Source organism: Streptomyces sp. NPDC093252 (assembly GCF_040683675.1).
In the GTDB taxonomy this organism is placed as follows: Bacteria; Actinomycetota; Actinomycetes; order Streptomycetales; family Streptomycetaceae; genus Streptomyces.
This window is the reverse complement of sequence record NZ_JBFBEM010000011.1, coordinates 26,690-45,724: the sequence shown is the minus strand read 5'-3', so window position 1 is coordinate 45,724 and position 19,035 is coordinate 26,690. Positions and strand designations below refer to the sequence as shown.

Annotated in this window: 11 protein-coding genes; 4 read left to right on the top strand and 7 right to left on the bottom strand. The window is 72.1% G+C overall.

The genetic code is table 11. The features are described 5' to 3' along the window. The first annotated feature begins 141 nt into the window (after window positions 1–141). Together AB0O01_RS23110 and AB0O01_RS23105 are read left to right on the top strand one after the other, a co-directional pair. The gene (locus AB0O01_RS23110) at window positions 142–3,858 is read left to right on the top strand and encodes a trypsin-like peptidase domain-containing protein (RefSeq protein ID WP_365316046.1); all 3,717 of its coding nucleotides are present in this window, start codon (window positions 142–144) and stop codon (window positions 3,856–3,858) included. Window positions 3,859–4,017: 159 nt separating this feature from the next. Further along, entirely contained in the window at window positions 4,018–4,980 is a 963-nt protein-coding gene (locus AB0O01_RS23105; protein ID WP_365316044.1) for a bifunctional riboflavin kinase/FAD synthetase, read from the top strand. 63 nt (window positions 4,981–5,043) lie between these two features. Here AB0O01_RS23105 and AB0O01_RS23100 read toward each other — a convergent pair whose 3' ends face one another. From AB0O01_RS23100 to eccE, 3 genes are all read right to left on the bottom strand, one after another. Next, window positions 5,044–8,121: an SCO5717 family growth-regulating ATPase gene (locus AB0O01_RS23100; protein ID WP_365316042.1), complete on the bottom strand. Its 3,078-nt coding sequence runs from the start codon at window positions 8,119–8,121 to the stop codon at window positions 5,044–5,046. 292 nt (window positions 8,122–8,413) lie between these two features. Further along, window positions 8,414–9,238, bottom strand: coding sequence for a hypothetical protein (locus AB0O01_RS23095; RefSeq protein WP_365316040.1), 825 nt, complete (start codon window positions 9,236–9,238; stop codon window positions 8,414–8,416). Beyond that, window positions 9,238–10,617 (bottom strand): type VII secretion protein EccE, encoded by a 1,380-nt coding sequence (gene eccE, locus AB0O01_RS23090; protein ID WP_365316038.1) that lies wholly within the window; start codon window positions 10,615–10,617, stop codon window positions 9,238–9,240. The genes AB0O01_RS23095 and eccE overlap by 1 nt, the downstream gene beginning before the upstream one ends. A 268-nt stretch (window positions 10,618–10,885) precedes the next feature. Between eccE and eccB the strand changes: the two genes are divergently transcribed. Together eccB and mycP are read left to right on the top strand one after the other, a co-directional pair. Further along, window positions 10,886–12,415: a type VII secretion protein EccB gene (gene eccB, locus AB0O01_RS23085; protein WP_365316036.1), complete on the top strand. Its 1,530-nt coding sequence runs from the start codon at window positions 10,886–10,888 to the stop codon at window positions 12,413–12,415. A 26-nt stretch (window positions 12,416–12,441) separates the two neighbouring features. Then, the gene (gene mycP, locus AB0O01_RS23080; protein WP_365316034.1) at window positions 12,442–13,800 is read left to right on the top strand and encodes a type VII secretion-associated serine protease mycosin; all 1,359 of its coding nucleotides are present in this window, start codon (window positions 12,442–12,444) and stop codon (window positions 13,798–13,800) included. A gap of 64 nt (window positions 13,801–13,864) precedes the next feature. Here the strand turns inward: mycP and AB0O01_RS23075 are convergent, their stop codons facing one another. The 4 genes from AB0O01_RS23075 to AB0O01_RS23060 all read right to left on the bottom strand — a co-directional run bounded on the left by AB0O01_RS23075 (window position 13,865) and on the right by AB0O01_RS23060 (window position 18,318). Further along, window positions 13,865–14,416, bottom strand: a complete 552-nt coding sequence (locus AB0O01_RS23075; RefSeq protein ID WP_365316032.1) for a hypothetical protein — start codon at window positions 14,414–14,416, stop codon at window positions 13,865–13,867. Between the two features lie 38 nt (window positions 14,417–14,454). Then, window positions 14,455–16,764, bottom strand: a complete 2,310-nt coding sequence (locus AB0O01_RS23070) for a hypothetical protein (RefSeq protein WP_365316030.1) — start codon at window positions 16,762–16,764, stop codon at window positions 14,455–14,457. 108 nt (window positions 16,765–16,872) lie between these two features. Then, the gene (locus AB0O01_RS23065; protein ID WP_365316028.1) at window positions 16,873–17,406 is read right to left on the bottom strand and encodes a hypothetical protein; all 534 of its coding nucleotides are present in this window, start codon (window positions 17,404–17,406) and stop codon (window positions 16,873–16,875) included. A 342-nt stretch (window positions 17,407–17,748) separates the two neighbouring features. After that, the gene (locus AB0O01_RS23060) at window positions 17,749–18,318 is read right to left on the bottom strand and encodes a hypothetical protein (RefSeq protein ID WP_365316026.1); all 570 of its coding nucleotides are present in this window, start codon (window positions 18,316–18,318) and stop codon (window positions 17,749–17,751) included. Between the last annotated feature and the right edge of the window lie 717 nt (window positions 18,319–19,035).

The window sequence follows — 19,035 nt, the reverse complement described above, 5'->3', positions numbered from 1 at the left end:
GCGCCCTGTTCACCCGTTCAGTCGGGCGCTTGGAGTGAATCGAGGGAGTGCAAGGGGGCGCGTTCAGGACACCCCGTGTCGCCCTGATCACGGCCCGCCTACCGTCGTACACAGGTACGTCGCGGGTGGGGAGGTTCGACTGTGGCGGAACAGGCCGGTCGTTCCCGGCCCGGCGGGGCCATCGGCGCGGGGGACGGGCCCGCGCTCGTCCATCTCCACGATCTCGCCGGACGCCCCCGGGGCCTCGGCTTCCTCGCCGACCACCACGGCACCCTGATCACCAGCCACGAGGCCGTCGACGGCCTCGGCCGCCTGGTGCTGCGCGCCGCCGGGGACCGCGCCTGCACGGTCACCGCCGCCGACATCACCCCCCTGCCCGGCCGCGATCTGGCCCTCGTCCGCACCGACGGCCTCGGCGTCGACCCCCTGCCGATCGGCGTACGGGACCGGATCGCGTCCGGCACCTATGTGCGGCTGGCCGCCGGATGCTGGCGCGAGGCCCGCGTCCTCGGCACCACCGAGGTCACCTACACCGCCACCGACCGCTTCCATCTCCTGGACGACGCCCTGGAACTGGCCATCGGCACCGCCGGGCGGGACGCGCTGCGGCTCGGCGGCGGAGCGGCCGGCGGCCCCGTCCTCGACACCGCCACCGGCACCGTCATCGGCGTCGTCGGCACCGCCCTGCGCTCCGGGCTGCGGGACAGCGGCTTCGCCGTGCCGCTGCGCCCGGCCGCCGACGGCCCCCTCGTCGGCCTCCTCGCCCGCAACGCCGCCACGGTCCCCGCCTACGGCGCCGATCTCAATCTCGCCGGGGTCCTGGAGCTGACCGCCACCTCCGTCGGCTGCGACGCCCCCGCCGACGCCCTCGCCTCCCGCCCCACCGTCGTCCCCGTCGAACGGGCCGCCGTCGCCGCCGAGTTCGCCGCGTTCACCGAGGGCGGCGCCGATGTCCTCGCCCTCGTCGGCCCGCCCGGCAGCGGCCGGACCACCGAACTCGCCGCGCACGCCGCCCGCCGGGGCAGCGGACGTGCCCCCGCCCCGACCCTCTGGCTGCGTGGCGCCGACCTCCAGAACTGGGACGCCTCGGTCGCCGACGCCGCCGCCCGCGCCCTCGCCCGCGCCGCCCGGATCGTGGCCGCCTCCCGCCCCGAACTCCCCGAGCAACTCGGCGATCTCACCCCGGCCCGGCTCGCCCGCCTCGCCCGCGCCGCCGGACGCTCGCTGCTGATCCTGCTCGACGGACCCGAGGAGATGCCGCCGGTCCTCGCCCACCGGCTCGGCGAGTGGACCGAGGGCACCGCCCGCTGGCTGCGCGAGAGCGGCGCCCGGATGGTGGTCGGCTGCCGCGCGGAGTACTGGGAGAACGCGGGCGAGGGCTTCGCCGTGGGGACTGCGGCGGGCACCGGCCACGAAAGCGGCTTCGCCTCCGGTACCGCGGCGGGCATCGGCCACGGAACCGGCTTCGCCTCCGGTACGGCGGCGGACACCGGCTACGGACCCGGGGCCGTCCACGAGCCCGGGGCGCTCCACGAACCAGGCCCCACCCCCGACCCCCGGGGCCCCGCCCAGGACCCCCGAGGCCCCGCCCCCCGCAGCCCCGCCCCAGAACTCCCCGCCGTCGTCCCGCTCGGCGATCTCACCGCACCCGAGGCCCGCGAGGCCCGCCTGCGCTACGGCATCCCCGAGGGCGCCCTCACCGCCGCCGACGCCCGCCACCCCCTCACTCTCAGGCTCCTCTCCGAGATCCGGGCCGCCCTCCCCGACGCCCCCGAGCCCCGCTCCCTCGACCGCTACGACGTCCTCGCCGCCCACCTCGACCTGATGTGCCTGCGCATCGCCGTACGGATCGCCGCCGAGAACGGCGTCGCGGGCCGGGCCGTGCGACGGCTCGCCACCAGGGTCGCCGGGCAGGTCCACGAGGCCGCCCGGGGCAGCCTCGGCCCCGGCCAGGGCGAGCTGGACCGGGCCGCCTTCGAAGCGGTGTTCCCCTGGGGTCCCGCGCCCCGCCGCCTCGGCGCCGCCACCGGCTGGGCCTCCGCCGTTCTCGCCGAAGGGCTCCTCGTCCCGGCCGGGGCCGGCTACCGCTTCGCGCACGAGGAACTCGCCGACTGGATCCAGGGCATGCACCTCGACCTGGACGAGGCCCTGCGCGCCTTGGTCCACCGCCGCCGCGACCGGGCCGCCGAACCCGCCCCCTTCCCCGTCCCGCACCACCGCATCGGCCCCGTCGTCCAGTCCCTCCTGCTCCTCGCCCGCCAGCAGGGCACCTACCAACTCGCCCTGAAACTGGAGGAGCTGGTCGGCGCGCTGGACGCCGAACCCGACTCCTGGTGGGCGGTCCGGCTGCTCGGCGAGGTCCTCCGCCAGGTCCCCGACGCCACCCCGTACGTCCCCGTCCTGCGGCTGCTCGCCGACCGGATCGTGCTCTGGCGGGGGTTCGGGCGGCCGGTCCCGGCCGAGTTCGGCCCCGGCCTGTGGACCGGGCTCGCGGTGCCCGGCCCCGAGCGGCTCGATCTGCTGCGGCGGCTGGTGCTGGCCGACCCGACCCCGCAGGAGAGCGACGGGCCCCGCTTCCTGGACGCCGTCGCCGCCCTCCTCGCCGCCGACCCCACCGCCGTACAGCCGCTGCTGACGCGGTGGTTCGACGACGAGCGGGCGCTGCCCGCGACCCCGCACGCCACCGTGGCGACCGCCGCGCAGGCCCTGCTGCACACCCATCGGCGCCGGGCCCTGGACGCCCTCACCGAGGCCCTCGCCGACCGGGCGCACCCGCGCGCCGACGAACTGCTCGCCACCCTCGCCGAGGAGGAGCCGTCCGCGATCTGCCGGGCCGTGGACCGCTGGGCCCACGACCCCCGCCCCGAGCGCCATGAGACGGCCATGATCCACGGCCTGCGCACCGGCCCCCACGCCCGCACCGACGCCGATCGCGATCTGCTGCGCCACGCGGCGCTGAGCGTCCTCGCCGGGCCCGCCGACGCCCCGCTGCACGGCGCCGCCCTCGGCATCCTGGTCCGCGACCCGCGCAGCCGCGCCCGGCATCTGCCGAAGGCCCTCGCCCGGTTCGGCGCCGGTGATCCCCGGCTGCCCGCGGGCGCCCTGCTGGCCGCCCTGAACACCCACCCCGAACCCGTCCTGGACGCCTTCCGCACCCGGCTGGCCTCCGGCGGCGGCCCGCTCGCCCCGGACGGCAGTGCCGGGGAGACCCTGCGCGCCCTGCTCGACGCCACGCCCGCCGCGCTGGCCCGCCGGGTCGCCGTCCTGGTCGCCGAGGCGGTGGAACGGCGACCGGAGTGCGCCGGGGCCGTCGCCCAGTGGACCGACACCCGCCTGGAAACCCCCGAGCAGGGCCGTACGGTGGTGTTTCCGCTGGTCACCGAGTTGCTGGAGGGGGGCTGCGAGCGGGCGCGGGGGGCGCTGGCCGGGGTCCTGGGCAGCGGCGGGGCCGCCTTTGGCCGACCCCTGCGCGGCGAGCTGCGGGAACTGCTGCTGGCGCGGGAGCGGGAGCCGGGGGTGCTGGACGCGCTGCTGCGGGGGGTGGTGGCGGGGTGGGAGGGCCTGCCGCCGGGGGTGCCGCCGGGTGTGCCGCCGGTCCCCGGGGAGCCCCCGGCCGACCGCCCCGGCGACCGCGAGCTGGCGCGGACGGTGCGGCGCATCGGCACCCTGCTGGTACGGACACCGGAGGGCGCGGCCTGCTTCGACCGGGGCCTGGTCGACCTCGGCCGGCACGTCCCCGGCTTCGCCGCCCAGGTCGCGGGATGGCTGACGGAGACCCCGGGGGAGTGGACGGCGATGGTCGGCCCCAGTACCCGCCGGATGATCGGCAGCCTGGCCGGGGTACGGGTACCGGCCTGACCCACGGGGACGCGTGGGTGGGTGCCCAGCGCGGCGGGGTCGGCGTGCGCCCGGTCACAGCATGGACGCCGATGCGGGGCAGGGCCATCCGGCATGGCACCCTTAGACCGGCATAAGAAGCGTCCATTAACGCAGACACGGGTTCGAGGAGCGGTCACAGTGCAACGCTGGCGTGGCTTGGAGGACATCCCCCAGGACTGGGGGCGCAGCGTCGTCACCATCGGCTCCTACGACGGAGTACACCGCGGCCACCAGCTCATCATCCGGCACGCCGTGGAGCGCGCCCGCAAGCTGGGCGTCCCGTCCGTCGTCGTCACCTTCGACCCGCACCCCAGCGAGGTCGTCCGCCCCGGCAGCCACCCCCCGCTGCTCTCCCCCCACCACCGCCGGGCCGAACTGATGGCCGGGCTGGGGGTCGACGCGCTGCTGATCCTGCCCTTCACCGCCGAGTTCTCGAAGCTGTCGCCCGCCGACTTCATCGTGAAGGTCCTGGTCGACAAGTTGCACGCGCGCGCGGTGGTCGAGGGCCCCAACTTCCGCTTCGGCCATAGGGCCAAGGGCAATGTGGAGTTCCTCGCCGAGCAGGGCGCGGTGTACGACTTCGAGGTCGAGGTCGTGGAGCTGTCCCTGTCGGGCGAGGTGGGCGGCGGACAGCCGTTCTCGTCCACCCTGACCCGGGGCCTGATCGCCACCGGCGATGTCTCCGGCGCCGCCGAGATCCTCGGGCGCCCGCACCGCGTCGAGGGCGTGGTCGTCCGCGGCGCCCAGCGCGGTCGCGAACTGGGCTACCCGACGGCCAATCTCGAAACCCTCCCGCACACCGCGATCCCCGCCGACGGGGTCTACGCGGGCTGGCTGCACGCCCAGGGCGAGGCGATGCCGGCCGCGATCTCGGTCGGCACCAACCCCCAGTTCGACGGCACCGAGCGCACGGTGGAGGCGTACGCCATCGACCGGGTGGGGCTGGATCTGTACGGGCTGCATGTCGCCGTCGACTTCCTGGCGTTCGTCCGCGGCCAGGCGAGGTTCGAGTCGCTGGACGGGCTGCTGGAGCAGATGGCGGTGGATGTGAAGAAGTGCCGGGAGCTGGTGGCGGAGGCGGAGGGCTCGGCCGAGTCGTGAGGATGTGAGAAGGGCGGCCGGTGCGTGGTGTGCACCGGCCGCCCTTCTGCTTCTCCCGACCGCCTACTGCTGAGGCGGCTGCTGTGACTGCTGCGGCTGCTCGGGGGGCTGCGGGGGCTGCGCCTCGGGCGGGATGGGCCGGTCACCGGCTTGCGGGTGCGGCTGGGGGTACTGCTGCGGGGGCTGCCCGGGGTAGCCGTAGGCGCCGGGCTGGCCCGGGGGTACGGCGGGCGGCTGACCGGGCTGCCCCGGCGGCGGCTGCACGAAGGCACCCGGGACGCCCTGCGGCTGACCAGGGTACGGGTACGGGTACGGCGGCTGCCCCTGCGCCGGGATCTGGGAAGGGTGCTGGGGCTGGGGCTGCACCTGGGACTGGGGTGGGGGCTGACCGGCGTACGGCTGACCCGGATACGCCGGGCCCGGCACGGGCTGCCCCGGCATCGGCTGACCGGGGATCGGGTGGCCGGGCATCGCTTGGCCCGGCGTCGGCTGGCCGGGCATCGGCTGTCCCGGCATCGGCTGGGCAGGCATGGACTGGCCCGGCATCGGCGGTGCTGCCACCGGTGGCGGATTGCCGTCGTTCGTCCACAACCCGTGCATCTGCTGATGCCGGACGAAGTCCTCCGCGACCATCGCCGCCAGATTGAAGTACGCCTCCCGCACCCGGGGCCGCATCATGTCGAGGTCGACCTCGGCACCGGCGGAGAGATGCTCGTCGAAGGGCACCACCACCACCCCGCGGCAGCGCGTCTCGAAGTGCGCCACGATGTCCTCGACCTTGATCATCTTCCCGGTCTCCCGGACACCGGAGATGACGGTGATCGAACGGGACACCAGATCCTGGTACCCGTGCGCCGACAGCCAGTCCAGGGTCGTACTCGCGCTGGACGCCCCGTCCACGGACGGTGTGGAGATGATGATGAGCTGGTCGGCCAGGTCCAGCACCCCGCGCATCGCGCTGTAGAGCAGACCGGTCCCGGAGTCGGTGAGGATGATTGGGTACTGGTTGCCCAGGATGTCGATCGCGCGCCGGTAGTCCTCGTCGTTGAAGGCCGTCGAGACGGCCGGGTCGACATCATTGGCGATGATCTCCAGCCCCGAGGGGGCCTGCGAGGTGAACCGCCGGATGTCCATGTACGAGTTGAGGTACGGGATCGCCTGGACCAGGTCCCGGATGGTCGCCCCGGTCTCGCGCCGCACCCGGCGGCCGAGGGTGCCCGCGTCCGGGTTGGCGTCGATGGCCAGGATCTTGTCCTGCCGCTCGGTGGCGAGCGTGGAGCCCAGCGCGGTGGTGGTCGTGGTCTTGCCGACCCCGCCCTTCAGACTGATCACGGCGATGCGGTAGCAGGACAGCACGGGGGTACGGATGAGCTGGAGCTTGTGCTGCCGCTCCGCCTCCTCCTTCTTGCCGCCCAGCTTGAAACGCGAACCGCCGCCGACCGGGCGGCTGCTCTTCGCCTTCTGCCGCTTGTTGTTGAGCAGCCGGTCGGAGGACAGCTCCACGGCGGCCGTGTAACCGAGCGGCGCCGCACCGGGGTTGGTCGGCTGCCGGTGGTCGTGCTGGAGCGGCTGCGGCCAGGCGGCGCCGGTACGGGGGTCGGTGGGGGGGTTGGGCTGGCCTTGGGGTTGGGGGTGGGGGTGGGGTTGGGGCTGCGGTTGTGCGTGGGGCTGGCCCTGCGCCGAGGGCTGGGGCTGGCCCGGGAACTGCGGCTGGCCCGGTGCCGATGGCTGCGCCTGGCCGCGTGGGTCCTGGGGGCCGGGCTGGTGCGGCGGCTGATGCGGTGGCTGGGGCTGGGGCTGGGGCTGTTGCTGGGGCTGTTGCGGGAAGCCGTATCCGCTTTGGGGGTCCGGGGCAGCGGGCGGTTGCGGGAAGCCGTAGCCGCTCTGGGGGTCCGGGCTGACGGGCGGCTGTGGGAAGCCGTAGCCGCCCGCGGGGTGGGGCCCGGTCGGCGCGGGAGCCTCCGGCTGGGGCTGAGGGTGCGGTGGCGCCGAGTGCGCCGGGGGCTGTGGGAACCCGTACCCGCCCGGAGAGGTCGGCGGAGTCGGCGGCTGCGGGAACCCGTACCCGGCCGCGGGCTGCGGCTGCGCCGGTTCGGGCGGCTGAGCCGGCTGGTACGGCTGCACGGGCCACTGGGCGGCTGCCGGGGGCGCCGAGGGCTGGTACGAGGGCGGCAGCGGGGGCACGCCGGTCGGTGAGGCCGGTGGGGGAGTCCAGGCCGGGGTCTCCGGCCGGGGCGGAACCGGAGGTGCCGGGGGAGTGGGCGAGGGGTCGGCGCTCTCGGCGTCGGCGGGGGGCTGCTCTGGTGAGGTGAGGGGGGTGGGGGCGTCGGGGGCCTCGGCTTCGCCGCGCTCCGTGTCGTCGGCCGCGTCGGGATCCCCGGGTACCTCGGCCGCCTCGGATGCCCCGGGCGTCTCGGTCTCGCCGTCACCCGGCCCGGCGGCCTCCTCGGGGACCTCGCCGGAGGCATCCCCGGAGGCACTCCCGGAGACATCCCCGGAAGACTCGCCCTCACTGCCGTCGGACGAGGGCGCCTCGGTATCGGTCTCCCCGGTGTCCCTGGCGCCTCCGGCGTCCCCCGTGTCTCCCTCGTCCCCGGTCCCCGGCTGTCCCGTCAGTTCCGCGATCTCGCGCTTCAGCGCCACCGCGGAGAACTTCATCGTCGCGTTGCTCTCCAGATCCCCGTTGTCCGGCTCGGCGACGGACGTCGACATCCAGGCGGGCGGAAGCCCACTCGGCTGCGGGGCCTGCGGCTCGAACCCGCTGCCCACAGGCAGCCGCGGCACATCGACCGGGGCCGGGGACGCCACCGTGAACGGCGTGCCCGCACCGGGCGTGTGCGAGGGCGGGGTCACCGGGTTCACGGGCGTGGGAGTCGGCGGCTCAGGCCGTGTAACGGGCGCCGAGCCGTTGGTGTCGTCGGCGTCAGCCCCTTCGGCCCCCGCACCCGCACCACTACCCGCACCCGCACCACTACCCGTGCCCGACCCGGCCCCCGCCCCGGACGCGTTCTGCGTGTACCAGGCGGGCGGGGCGTAGTCGATGGTGAACTCGCCCGTCATCTCCACGGAGGCATCCGTATCGGGCTGGTCATCGTCGGGCGACGCCCAGCCCCCGCGGATCCCGTCCCGATCGCTGCTCACAGTTCCTCCTGATGTGGTCGAGCACCCTCATACCCTGCGGGGCGACCCTTGCTCTCGTCCGCCGTCGTCGTCCGCATCACCGCGCAGTCCCCCCGGGTCACTCCCGGAACTCGCGTCACCCGATGAGGGGTGCTCGCGATGTGCCCACCCCAGCCTAATCATGAAAAGGACGGCCACGGCAGGCCCGCCCACCCCCGGGCACACGTCCGTGACGAACGGGCCCCTTCAGCGCGGGCCCGTTGCGCGCGGGTCACCCCGCCCCCGGCCTCCGGACGACCCCCCCCGGCCCGGCTCAGTCCATCCGCCGGGCCACACCCAGCAACCCGACCTCCGCGTCGGTGGGTTGGGTCATCACATACTGCCGGTCCCGGTCGGTGCACCACAGGGTCACGCCGTCGGCGAGGGTCGGCAGCGACTCGTACTCGGGGCGGGGCAGGCCGACCACCCGGCCGATCTCGCCCGCCTCGTCCGGCGACACTCGCTGCACCCCGACCAGCCGCGCCTGCCGCATCAACCGGGGTGCCACCGGGCTGAGATACGGCAGCAGCGTCAGCACCGACTGCCAGGGCGCCGACACCACCCGGCCGCGCGGCGGACGCATCCCGCAGTCCCGGATCACCAGCACCGGCCCGCCCGCCGAGGCGCCGAGCGGAGGAACCCGGCCCACCTCGTGCACGGTCATCCCGGACTGGCCGCCGCCGACCGCCTGCACCACCTGCGCCCAGTGCGCCGGACGCCCGGTCTCCACGGCGACCCGCGCGCCGGTGGCCGCCGCCCGCAGCGCCAGCACCTGGGCCGTCCACAGGCCCCCGATGAGCAGGATGTCGTAGGGAGTGGGGCGGTTCACCCCGAGGACGGCCGGGTGGCCCTCGGCGTTGACCCCGACGACCACGCCGTCGTCGCCGATGGGCAGGGACAGCGCGTCGAGCTGGTCGGCCGGGAGCGCGTGGCGCGGGTGGCGGGGCCCGAGGAGCCCGAAGCCGGTGCGCAGCCGCTCGGCGAGGCCGGGTCCCCGCGGACGCCCGCCGTCGGAGGCGCCGCCCGGCACGGACGGCGGCCCGGCCGCTCCCGGTGCCGTACGGGAGGGGGAGGGGAAGGAGGAACCCGTCATGGCCATCAGCGGGCACCTCCGAGCGGCAGGGTGGCGAGGACGCCGGGGAGCTGTTCGCGGTCCAGCCGGGCCAGGCCCGTGCGCGCCTGGCGGGCGGCGCGCTCCAGGTCGCGGCGGGAGGTGGCCAGTTCGCTGCTGCTGCGACCGGTGATCCGGACATGCCCGGTGACCGTGACATCCCCCTGGCCGCCGCTCGCCAGGGTCAGGCTGAAGGTCGTCGCCAGCGCGGGAACGGCCGTCAACTGGGCCACGAGCTGGGGCAGTCCGATGCCGTCGCCGCCGCCGAGCGGGGGCCAGCGGCGCACCCAGTAGGTGGTGTGCCGCCGGTTGTCGCAGCGCCAGCTCCGGCTGGACTCCTCCGTGCGCCGCCGGGGCGCGTCGGCCTGTCCGGCCTGGGCGGTGACCATGGGGTTGGCGCAGGCCGAGGTGGCGACGGCGGAGCTGATCTCCTCCTCGGTCAGCACATTGACCCGGAATCCGGCCCCGGTCAGCCGGCTCGACAGATGCTCCGCCGACCGCACCAGGCACTTCTGCGCCCCGGCCAGCCCGCCCCCGCGCGCGGCCACCGCCTCCGGGCACAGCTCGGGATCCAGCTTCAGCGCGATCCACATGATGCGCACGGCCGGGGCGGCGGTCTGGGCCTGGAGCTGGGTGTAGTTGGTGACCACGACCGACTGCTGCGGCAGATGCGGGGCGGGCGCGGGCTGGGTGTGCAGCACGATCTGCGCCGACTCCAGTCGGATGCCGTCGACCTCCAGTACATCCCGCACCAGGGCGACGGGCAGCGGTCTGCGCCCGCGCTCGGCGCGCAACGCACCCGCGTCCGCCTCCACTTGGAGCACGGCCGTCAGAAAGCCGCCGTCGCCCACCATGCCCACCGGACGCCGGTCGTCGCCCCGGCCGAAGCTGTAGGTGCGCAGGGTCGGGTCGCACTCCACGGCGGGGGCCAGCCCCGCGTCCGTGCCCGGCGGGAGCGTGCTGCCGACGGCGCGGCGGCGCCGGGCGCGCAGGGCCTGCACCCCGCCCAGCCACTCGGGCAGGGAGCGCCCCCGGCGCCGTACCAGCGCGAGGACGACCAGGACCGCGGCGACGACCGCGGCCGGGACCAGCGCGTACACATCGATGAGCCAGCCGCAGACCAGGAGCGCGGCGGCCAGCTCCAGCAGGACCAGCCGCTGCACCGCGAACGAGCCACCGCGGCCGGAACGCGACCGCAGATGAGGGTGCGCGGCACCACAGCCCCCCGATCCCGCCCCCGCCCCCGTACCCGGCCCGGTAACTGCTCCCGTGCCGGGCCCCGCCGTCGTCCCCGTCATTGCCCCCGTCACTGTCCCGGATGCCCCCGATTGCGACTGCGACCGGGCCCGCCGTGCGGAAGCCATCACTCCGCCATCACTCCAAAACCCCCGAAGTCTGCCGAAATCTCTCGCGCATGCTCCGCGAACACCTCGCGAATCCCTCGCGAATCCCACGCGCGCAGGTCCTCTCCAGCCCGCGTCCGGCCCCGCGCACCCTACCCGTGCCACACGCACGGCCACTCAACAGGCATAGTAGGGGCCGGGTCTGACAACCGGGTCACCAGAACGCAACCGAGGGCGGGGGAACGGCTCTTCACGGGTCCCCCACGGCTCCGCACGGGGAGAGAGCGGACAGATGGCATCAAGGCGCGATGAACTCAACGCCTACACCTTCGCGAAGCGCCGCACACTCGCGTCGTTCCTGCGGCCCTCTCCGTCCGGTTCGGAGGAGGGGGCGCCCAGACCGCTCAGCGCGGTGTGGCCGGGGGTGGTCGTGGGGATCGTGATCCTCGCGGTGTTCGGGGCCATCGGCCTCTTCAGCCCCACCGCGCCCAAGGGCTGGGACACCCCCGGCGCCCACGTCATCGTCGCCAGCAAGTCCACGACCCGCTACGTGGTCCTGAAGACCGGCAACAAGGCCCAGCTCCACCCCGTGCTGAACATGGCCTCCGCCCGGCTGCTGCTCGACCCGGACAAGGACAGCGTCATCACGGTCAGCGAGAAGGTCCTCGACAGCGGCACCCCGTCGCACGGCGCCACCATCGGCATCCCCTACGCCCCCGACCGTCTCCCCTCCCCCGAAGAGGCCGAGAACGCCAAGCGCTGGGCGGTCTGCGAGCGCCCCGGCGAGGGCGGCCGGGCCATCCAGAAGGCGGCCTTCGTCCTGGCCCAGAAGGACTGGTCCAGCACCGAGGGCGGCAACCGCCTCACGGCCGGCGAGCTGATGTACGTCGCCGCCCCGACCGGCGCCAAGGAGTACGTGGTCGACGCGACCGGCACCGCGTACGAACTGGGCGACCCGGACGACAACGAACTCCTCAAGGCGCTCGACACCCAGGGCCGCGACCCGCAGCGCGTCTCCCAGGAGTGGCTGGACACCCTGCACCGTGGCGACCCGCTCGCCGTCCCCGCGATCGAGGGCACCCCGGGCGCCCCCGCCGACGCCTTCGACGCCGCCGCCCTCGACGGTGTCGACAAGGTCGGCATGGTCATCCGCGCCCTGGAGGGCCAGCGGATGCAGTACTACGTCGTCCAGCCCGGCGAGGTCGCCCGGATCTCGGAGTTCACCGCCACGCTGCTGCTGAACAGCAGCGACCTGGTCGCCGTCGGCCAGGCGGGCGAGGCGGAGCAGGTCAGCCCCGGCGCGGTGGCCGAGAGCACCCCGTTCCCCAACGAACGGAACTGGCCCCGGTACCGCCCCGCCATGATCAACGACACCGCCTCCGCCACCGGCCGCAACGCCGTCTGCACCATCCTGCGCTCGGTGAACGCGGACGACGGCACGACGACCCTCTCCACCTGGGCCGGCACCGACTTCCCCGAGACCCTGCCCACCGGCTCCTCCAGCGCGTACGTCACCCCCGGCTCCGGCCAGCTCTACCGCCAGTTCCAGGGCACCGAGACCGGCGCGGGCAGCGTCTTCCTGGTCACGGACACCGGCCTGCGCTACCCGATGCAGTCCAACAGCGACAGCACCACCGACGACGAGGGCGTCGGCAGTTCGGCGGAGCAGCGCGAGTGGGCCCTCAACGAGGCCAGGATCGCCCAGACCCGCCTCGGCTACGACAAGGTCGCCCCGGCGCCGATCCCGGCCCAGTGGTCGACCTTCCTGCCGACGGGCCCCCGCCTGTCGGAGTCGGCGGCCCGCCAGCCGCAGGGTTCGTGAACGTGAGCGAGCGGGAGAACGAACGCATGCGCGACACGAACAGGACGAGCCCCCTCCGTGGCGGAGGCCGGGACAGGGGCTGGGACCGGGACCGGGGCTGGAGTTCGGGCCGGAGTTGTTGGGGTGCGGGCTGGCGCACATCCGCCGCCGCCCTCCTCACCGCCACCGCCTGCACCACGACCACCCTCCTGGCCCTCCCCGCCGCCGTACCGACCGCGCGCGCGGCCGACGGCGGCCAGTGCACCTTCCCCTCAGAGCCGTACGAGGGCCGCCCCTGGTCCCTGCAACGCGTCAACCTGGACGAGCTGTGGGCGCAGTCGAAGGGCGAGGGGGTCGAGGTCGCGGTGATCGACACCGGCGTCGACACCCAACACCCCCAGCTCAAACCCGCGGTCGACGCCTCCAAGGGCCGAAGCATCCTCCCGCCCCGCGACACCAAGGCCGAGGAGGGGACCGCGGAGGGAGACGAGGAACTGGACTGGGGCAAGCCCGACGGCACCACCGACACGGTGGGCCACGGCACGCGCGTGGCCGGCATCATCGCCGCCCGCCCGGCGGACGGCACGGGCTTCGTCGGCCTCGCGCCGGAGGCCACGATCATCCCGATCAAGCAGAACGACGCCGAGGGCAACGGCACGGCGGCGACCCTGGCGACCTCGATCCGCTACGCGGTCGACGAGGGCGCCGATGTCATCAACATCTCCCAGGACACCGCGAACGCGGTCCGCCCCGACGAGGCCCTCCAGGAGGCGGTGGACTACGCCCTCGGCAAGAACGTCGTGGTGGTCGCCTCCGCCGGCAACGACGGCCTGGGCGGCAACGTCAAGATCACCTACCCCGCGTCGTACGAGGGCGTCCTCGCCGTCGCCTCCTCCGACCGCAACAACGAACGCGCCCCCTTCTCCCAGTCCGGCGAATTCGTCGGCGTGGCCGCGCCGGGCGTCGACATGATCTCCACGGTTCCCGGCAACGGCCACTGCTCCGACAACGGCACCAGCTTCTCGGCCCCCTATGTAGCGGCGGTAGCGGCCCTGCTGAAGTCCAAATACAAGGACTGGACGGCCGCCCAGGTGGTGGCCCAGATCGAACAGACCGCGGAACGCACCATCCCCGGCCATGACCGCCTGGTCGGCTGGGGAGTGGTGGACCCGGTCAAGGCCCTGACCGACGTGGACCCCGAGAACCCCGCAGAAACCCCCCACCCCGACACACCCCTCCCAGCGGGCCCGGCCCCCTCGGTGTCCCCGGTCCACTTCGGAGAATCCCCCGACGAACGCAATATGAGGATGGGGACGTATGTGGTGGTCGGGGGGTTGGTGCTGGTGGCGGGGTTGACGGGGGCGGGGGTGGCGGTGCGGGATTCTCGGAGGAGGGGGCGGGGGTGAGCAGTGCTCTTGGAGGGGTCGTGCGCTGCAATTTCGCCCACCCTTGCCCCCTGCGGACGGAGCCCTACGAAAATCCTTCCGTGCACTCGGCGGATTGCTCGACTTCGCCTGTGTAGGCAACGATCGCCTGCTTCATTCCCTCGGCATCTTTGTGCTCCGGATCCCATACCTGGATGCCGACGTACAATTCTCGCTCGTATCTTTCATCGACGCAGTTGCGAGTTTTACCGAATGCTTCGGTCGCCGTGTAGAGGAATCGGCCATTATCGTGTGAATGATCAAGATCCTCCAATGTCAGAGCAGCGGCAAAGTATGCCGTTGATTTCTCTCCCTCAACCCATTCTTGTGTCGTCGTGATAATAACCTTGTTGTCGACGGTGACGCTGCAAGACTTAATGCTGGATCCATCCTTCTCGGATGTGGAGATTTCTTTACCCGGAGAGAAGAACGGATCGAGTGCGTCGCCGCCGATCGGTGTGCCGCACAAACTACTGGGAACTGTGTACTCGCGTTGCCCGTCACTGCTGCCACACCCGGACAGAGCGGAGCAGAGAGTCAGGGCCGCGATGGAGGCGAGCGCTCGGTAATAGAGGGGAGACATGCGGCGCTGTGTCACGGCATTAGCTCCATCTTGGCTGGTGTGTTCGCTGAATTTCAATCACTGGAAACGATGCCAGGCAATAGTCCCTCTAGGAGCAAGCTTGCATTGAGGTATCCTTGCCGTGCCGCCTGGTTGGCCGCATTGCCAATATCTCCGGCGTTCAGATTGTACATTTCCGCCGCCGCGCGGGCGGCAGAGTCAGTGATCTGCAGGTTTTGCTCATAACCGGCCCGCCAGACTTGTCCACCGTTCAAGCTGGCTTTTGATGCAGCTTGCCCTTCGGCGTCACTGAAAATCGATTCCAGTACCATGGCGGAGACGGTGTTGGCCGCCCCGCCTGCCAGCGCTCCGACCCATGGAGTAGCAACGAATGACGTCCCCACTCCAACAATGGTTCCCACCGTCCCCGAGATGAGGTTCTTCCTCTGGGTAACCGCTTGGGCGTACTCCTTGTCCTTTTCCCCTGCCTCATCGCCGATGTATTCCTTCGCGCCTTCTCTGAGGATGCCTGCGATTTCTCCTGAGCTGGTGGCAATCGGTTCGACGATTCTTTCGTAGTCGCTGGAATAGCGCAGGCCGGGGGGCAGGTCTGGATTGAGGTGGTATTCCATAAGTCGTCCCATATAGGCCTTCTGCCCCACTTCGACAGTGGCGAATCCTTCAGCATTTTGCCCAAGGGCAAAGAGCAGTTGACTTACTTCGGTAATGTCGAGCTCGGCCTCAGACCCGTCCAGAGGATAGAGCCTTGTGACATCTTGCCAGCGCTCGGACTCCGGATCCCTTTCAACGCCGCTCGTGGACCGATTGATATCTGGCAAATACTCAGACGTGATCTGACCAATACTGTCGGACATAAACCCGTTCCCCGTGAGCCGCTCCGGATTGTCCGCGATCGATGAGACCAGGCTCTCCATCAACCGAGCCTGATCCGGCGTATGCGCCGGCGTATCCACCGTAGGCATCTCCCCCGCCGGATGCCCCGTAGTAGCCGCCTCCAGCGCCAACGCCAGATTGTTCTTCCCCGTATTGAGATCCTCGCCCGAGAGGCTGGTCTCCTGGGGCCAGTTCCGCTCCTCGAAGAGGTACTGGAAGTTGGAGAGCGTGACCTTGCCCTTGTTGCCGTCGCCGTCCGTGTCGCGTTCGAAGGGGTTGTTCGGGTCGTTGCGGGCGATGTACTCCTGGTTGAAGAAGTCCGTCGCCGCGGCAGGACTGTTGGACAGCCCCTTCAGGAACCCGGTGAGCGGATCGGACCCACTGTCCTCACCGATCCGGTTCAACCACGGATCCATCCCCATGTGCTGCCACACCGTATTGTCATGCTCGCCATTGTTCGTCAGCTCACGCTCGGTGGCCATCAGCTTCGTGCCGTAGTCCCGCAGGAACTGGTCGTCGTAGTTCCCCGTCCGCATCAGGTTGCTCATCACCTGGAAACCCATCGGGCTGCCCAGATTGCTCCCGACCGGCTTGTCCCCGATGTCGACCATCGTGCGCTTCCACTCCATCATCGCGGTGGAATCGCTCTGCGTCGCATTCGCCAGCGTCGTACCCAACGAGCGTTGCAGATCGTCGAAGCGGTCCATCCGCTCCCGGCCCAACTCATAGTTCCCGCGCTGCGGATCACTCACCCCGGCCCAGAATTCGAGCGTCTGCTCCGGCCCCAGCGCCGTCGCGAACCGCTCCGCGAACAGCGGATCGTCCCCGTACTCCGCCAGCCCCCGCACCAGCCGGTCGAACTCCTCGACACTCAGATCCTGCGGCTCCTGCACCGCCAGCCGCGCCAGACTCTCCGCCTGCCGCAACGCCTCCTGCGCCGCGTCCCGATCCCCGTACTCGGCGTCAGAGAAGCCCAGTTGGCTCTGGTCCGCGATGGCCCGCAGCACCCGCCGCGCCGAATCGTCGCTCTCCGTCGCCCCGTCCAGGATTCCCTGGATACGGTCCCGGAGGTTGTTGATCTGCGTCTGATTGTTCCGTTCCGGCTGCTCCCCACTCCCCGGCGGAGCGGTATGGGTGACCAGGAAGCCACCCTCCCGCGCGACCACCGTCAGCCCCTGCCCCCGGCCGTCCTCGATCGCCTCGGTCAGTTGACGGTGATAGCCCTTCAGCTCACCCCGGGTGTCCTGAAGGATGAGGTGAATCGACTTGGCCTGCGTATGCGCGTCGGCGAACTCACCGGCCGTCTTGCCGATGAACTCCTTCGTCACCTCCGCGTTCACCCCGGCCCAGTTCGCCTGATTGGCCTTCTGCCGCAGCTTGCTCTCGGCGTCCCGCTTCAGCGTGTCCAGGTGATCGACCAGCGTCGACCAGTCCGTCACCGCCTCGTCGAGCAGCGTGAAACTGGCATCGCGCAGAGTGTCGAGGTCCATCGGAGTTCCTTAGTCAGCCGTGGGAGGAAGAGAATGAAGAGCGAGGGGCCGGAAAGAGCAGGAGAGAGAGCACAGCACCGTGGAGAGCACGGCGAACGGCCGCTGCCTTCAGTCCCCGCCCTCTTTCTTCGACCCCCCACCCGCATCCCCGTACACCGGATTCGCCGCCCCCGGCTGCCCCACCCGCTCATCGAAACCCGCGTCCAACGCGGCGATGCTGCTCATCTGACGCTGGATGAAATTCTCGTCCCCGGTGTGAATGGTCCGGGTCACCTGGAGGTGGTTGGTGATCCGGGCGCACGCGTCCATCAGTGAGCGGAGCTGTTCGTCCCAGCGGTTCGCCACATGCTGAAGGCCGTCGCCGAGGGCGAACCCCTGGCTCGTCAGATTGCCCGCCGCCGCGTCACTGCTGGGGACCGCCACCCGGGCCTTGTCCCACAGGTCGTTGTAGAGGGTGTGTGCCGAGCGGCTGATCCCGGTCAGGGATTCGTTCGCGACCGTGAGATCCCCGTGCCTGCCGAGCGACCCGCCTCCGGGCGTACCCGGGGAACCGTCACCGGGATCCAGTTGGTTCAGCCGCATCCCCGTCGACTGCCGCTCCGACGCCGCAGCCTTCAACTGCTCCCACTCGTCCCACCCCACCAGCGACTCCCCGCCCCCCTAGAACCGGGCCGGCCGCGATGCCCTGCCACGCGACCCCCGCCTGCGCGGCGTACGCAGCGTGTGCGGCCGTAAGCCCTCTGCCATAGACGCGGGCCAAAGTAGCAGGACCACCTGAGGACTTTTCGCGCAGAAAGGATCTGCCGGTCGCTTCCGGCGTGAAGGTTTCGGAAAACCGTCACAGGTTGTCCGGGAGGGGGAGGGGGAGGGGAGTGGGGACGGCGAGGCGGCTGCGGACCGGCGACAGCCGCAGCCGGCACCCGTCCCCCGCCGCCCGGTAGCCGTCCCGCGCCACGCAGCCCCCGCCACCGCCAAGCGCCCCCCTCACCCCACCCGCGCCACACACTCCCCCTTCTCCTCCAGTTCCCCCGCATACCCCGCCACCAGTTCCCGCAGCGCCCCCTCGTCCTGGCGCCCCGGCTCCTGCACCTCCACGAGCGTGCTGATGTCCTCCGGGGTGCCGTTGGAATCCTGGCAGTGGAGGAGGGAGAGCGCGCCGACGCGGGAGTTGGCGATCCGGCCGTTCTCCGCGGTCTTCGGGTCCGTCACCCGCAGCCGGGACCGGAGGATGTCGCGGGCGGAGTCACCGGCGTCGATGCGTTCGCTGCTGAGGGTGAGGACCATCTCGTGGCCGTCGACATTGACCTTGCACAGGGCCGAACCGTCGGAGAGTCTGCCCTCGTCGTCCACCGTCAGTTCCTCGCCGGAGGCCGGGAGGAGACGGGAGAGCGCGTCCCGCGGGACCGCGACCCCGCACAGCGCCTCCGGCACCGCGAACCCCCGTGCCGCCCCCTCCGACCCAGCCGATCCCCTCTCGGCCCCCGACCCCGCCCTCGGCGACGAGTACCCGGTCGCCAGCAGCCCCGCCGCAACCCCGAGCGCCAGGACCCGCATCGCACGCGAAAGCCCATCCCACCGCCCCGGACGGACATCCCATCGCCCCGGACGCTCACACCCCGGCTCCGGACGGACGTCAGACCGTCCCGCACCCCCACACCCTCGCCCGCACCCGCGTCTCAATTCCCGTCACTCTCCGAGTTCCACTGCGCCCCGTCCGAATGGCTGACGCCCGCCGCGGTCCGGGCGGCGCGGCGGAGGTCCTCCCGGGTGTCCCAGTCGATGTCGCCGTTGCTGAGGGCGGCGCGGTCCACCGCGTCCTGTGCCGACTGGAGCGCCGCCGAGCGCCCGTTGCTGTACTCGCGGGCCGCCTCCGCCTCCGCCTGGGTCTCGGTCGTGGTGTCCTGCCGGATGCCGGCCATCACGGAACTCTGGATGTCCTCGGAGATCCACCAGACCACCTCCCCGGCGATCGGCACCCGCGCGGGAGTCGCTCATGATTCCCGCGATTCCCGCGATTCCCGCGATGGCCGCGATGGCCGCGATGGCCGCGCCCGGCGCGACCGCGTCCCCCACCCGCTGTCCCGGGTCGACGGAGGAGGTGGAGCCGCCGTTGACGACGCGGTCCACCACGTTCGTGGTGTATGCCTGCTCGGCCGCCGTGATGGCGGCGTACGTGTCCAGGTCCTGGCCCACCTCGCCTAGGAACTGATGCACATGGCCCGGATCCAGATCGGTCGGTGAGCCGAAGGTGGGGAGGAGATCACTGGTCGG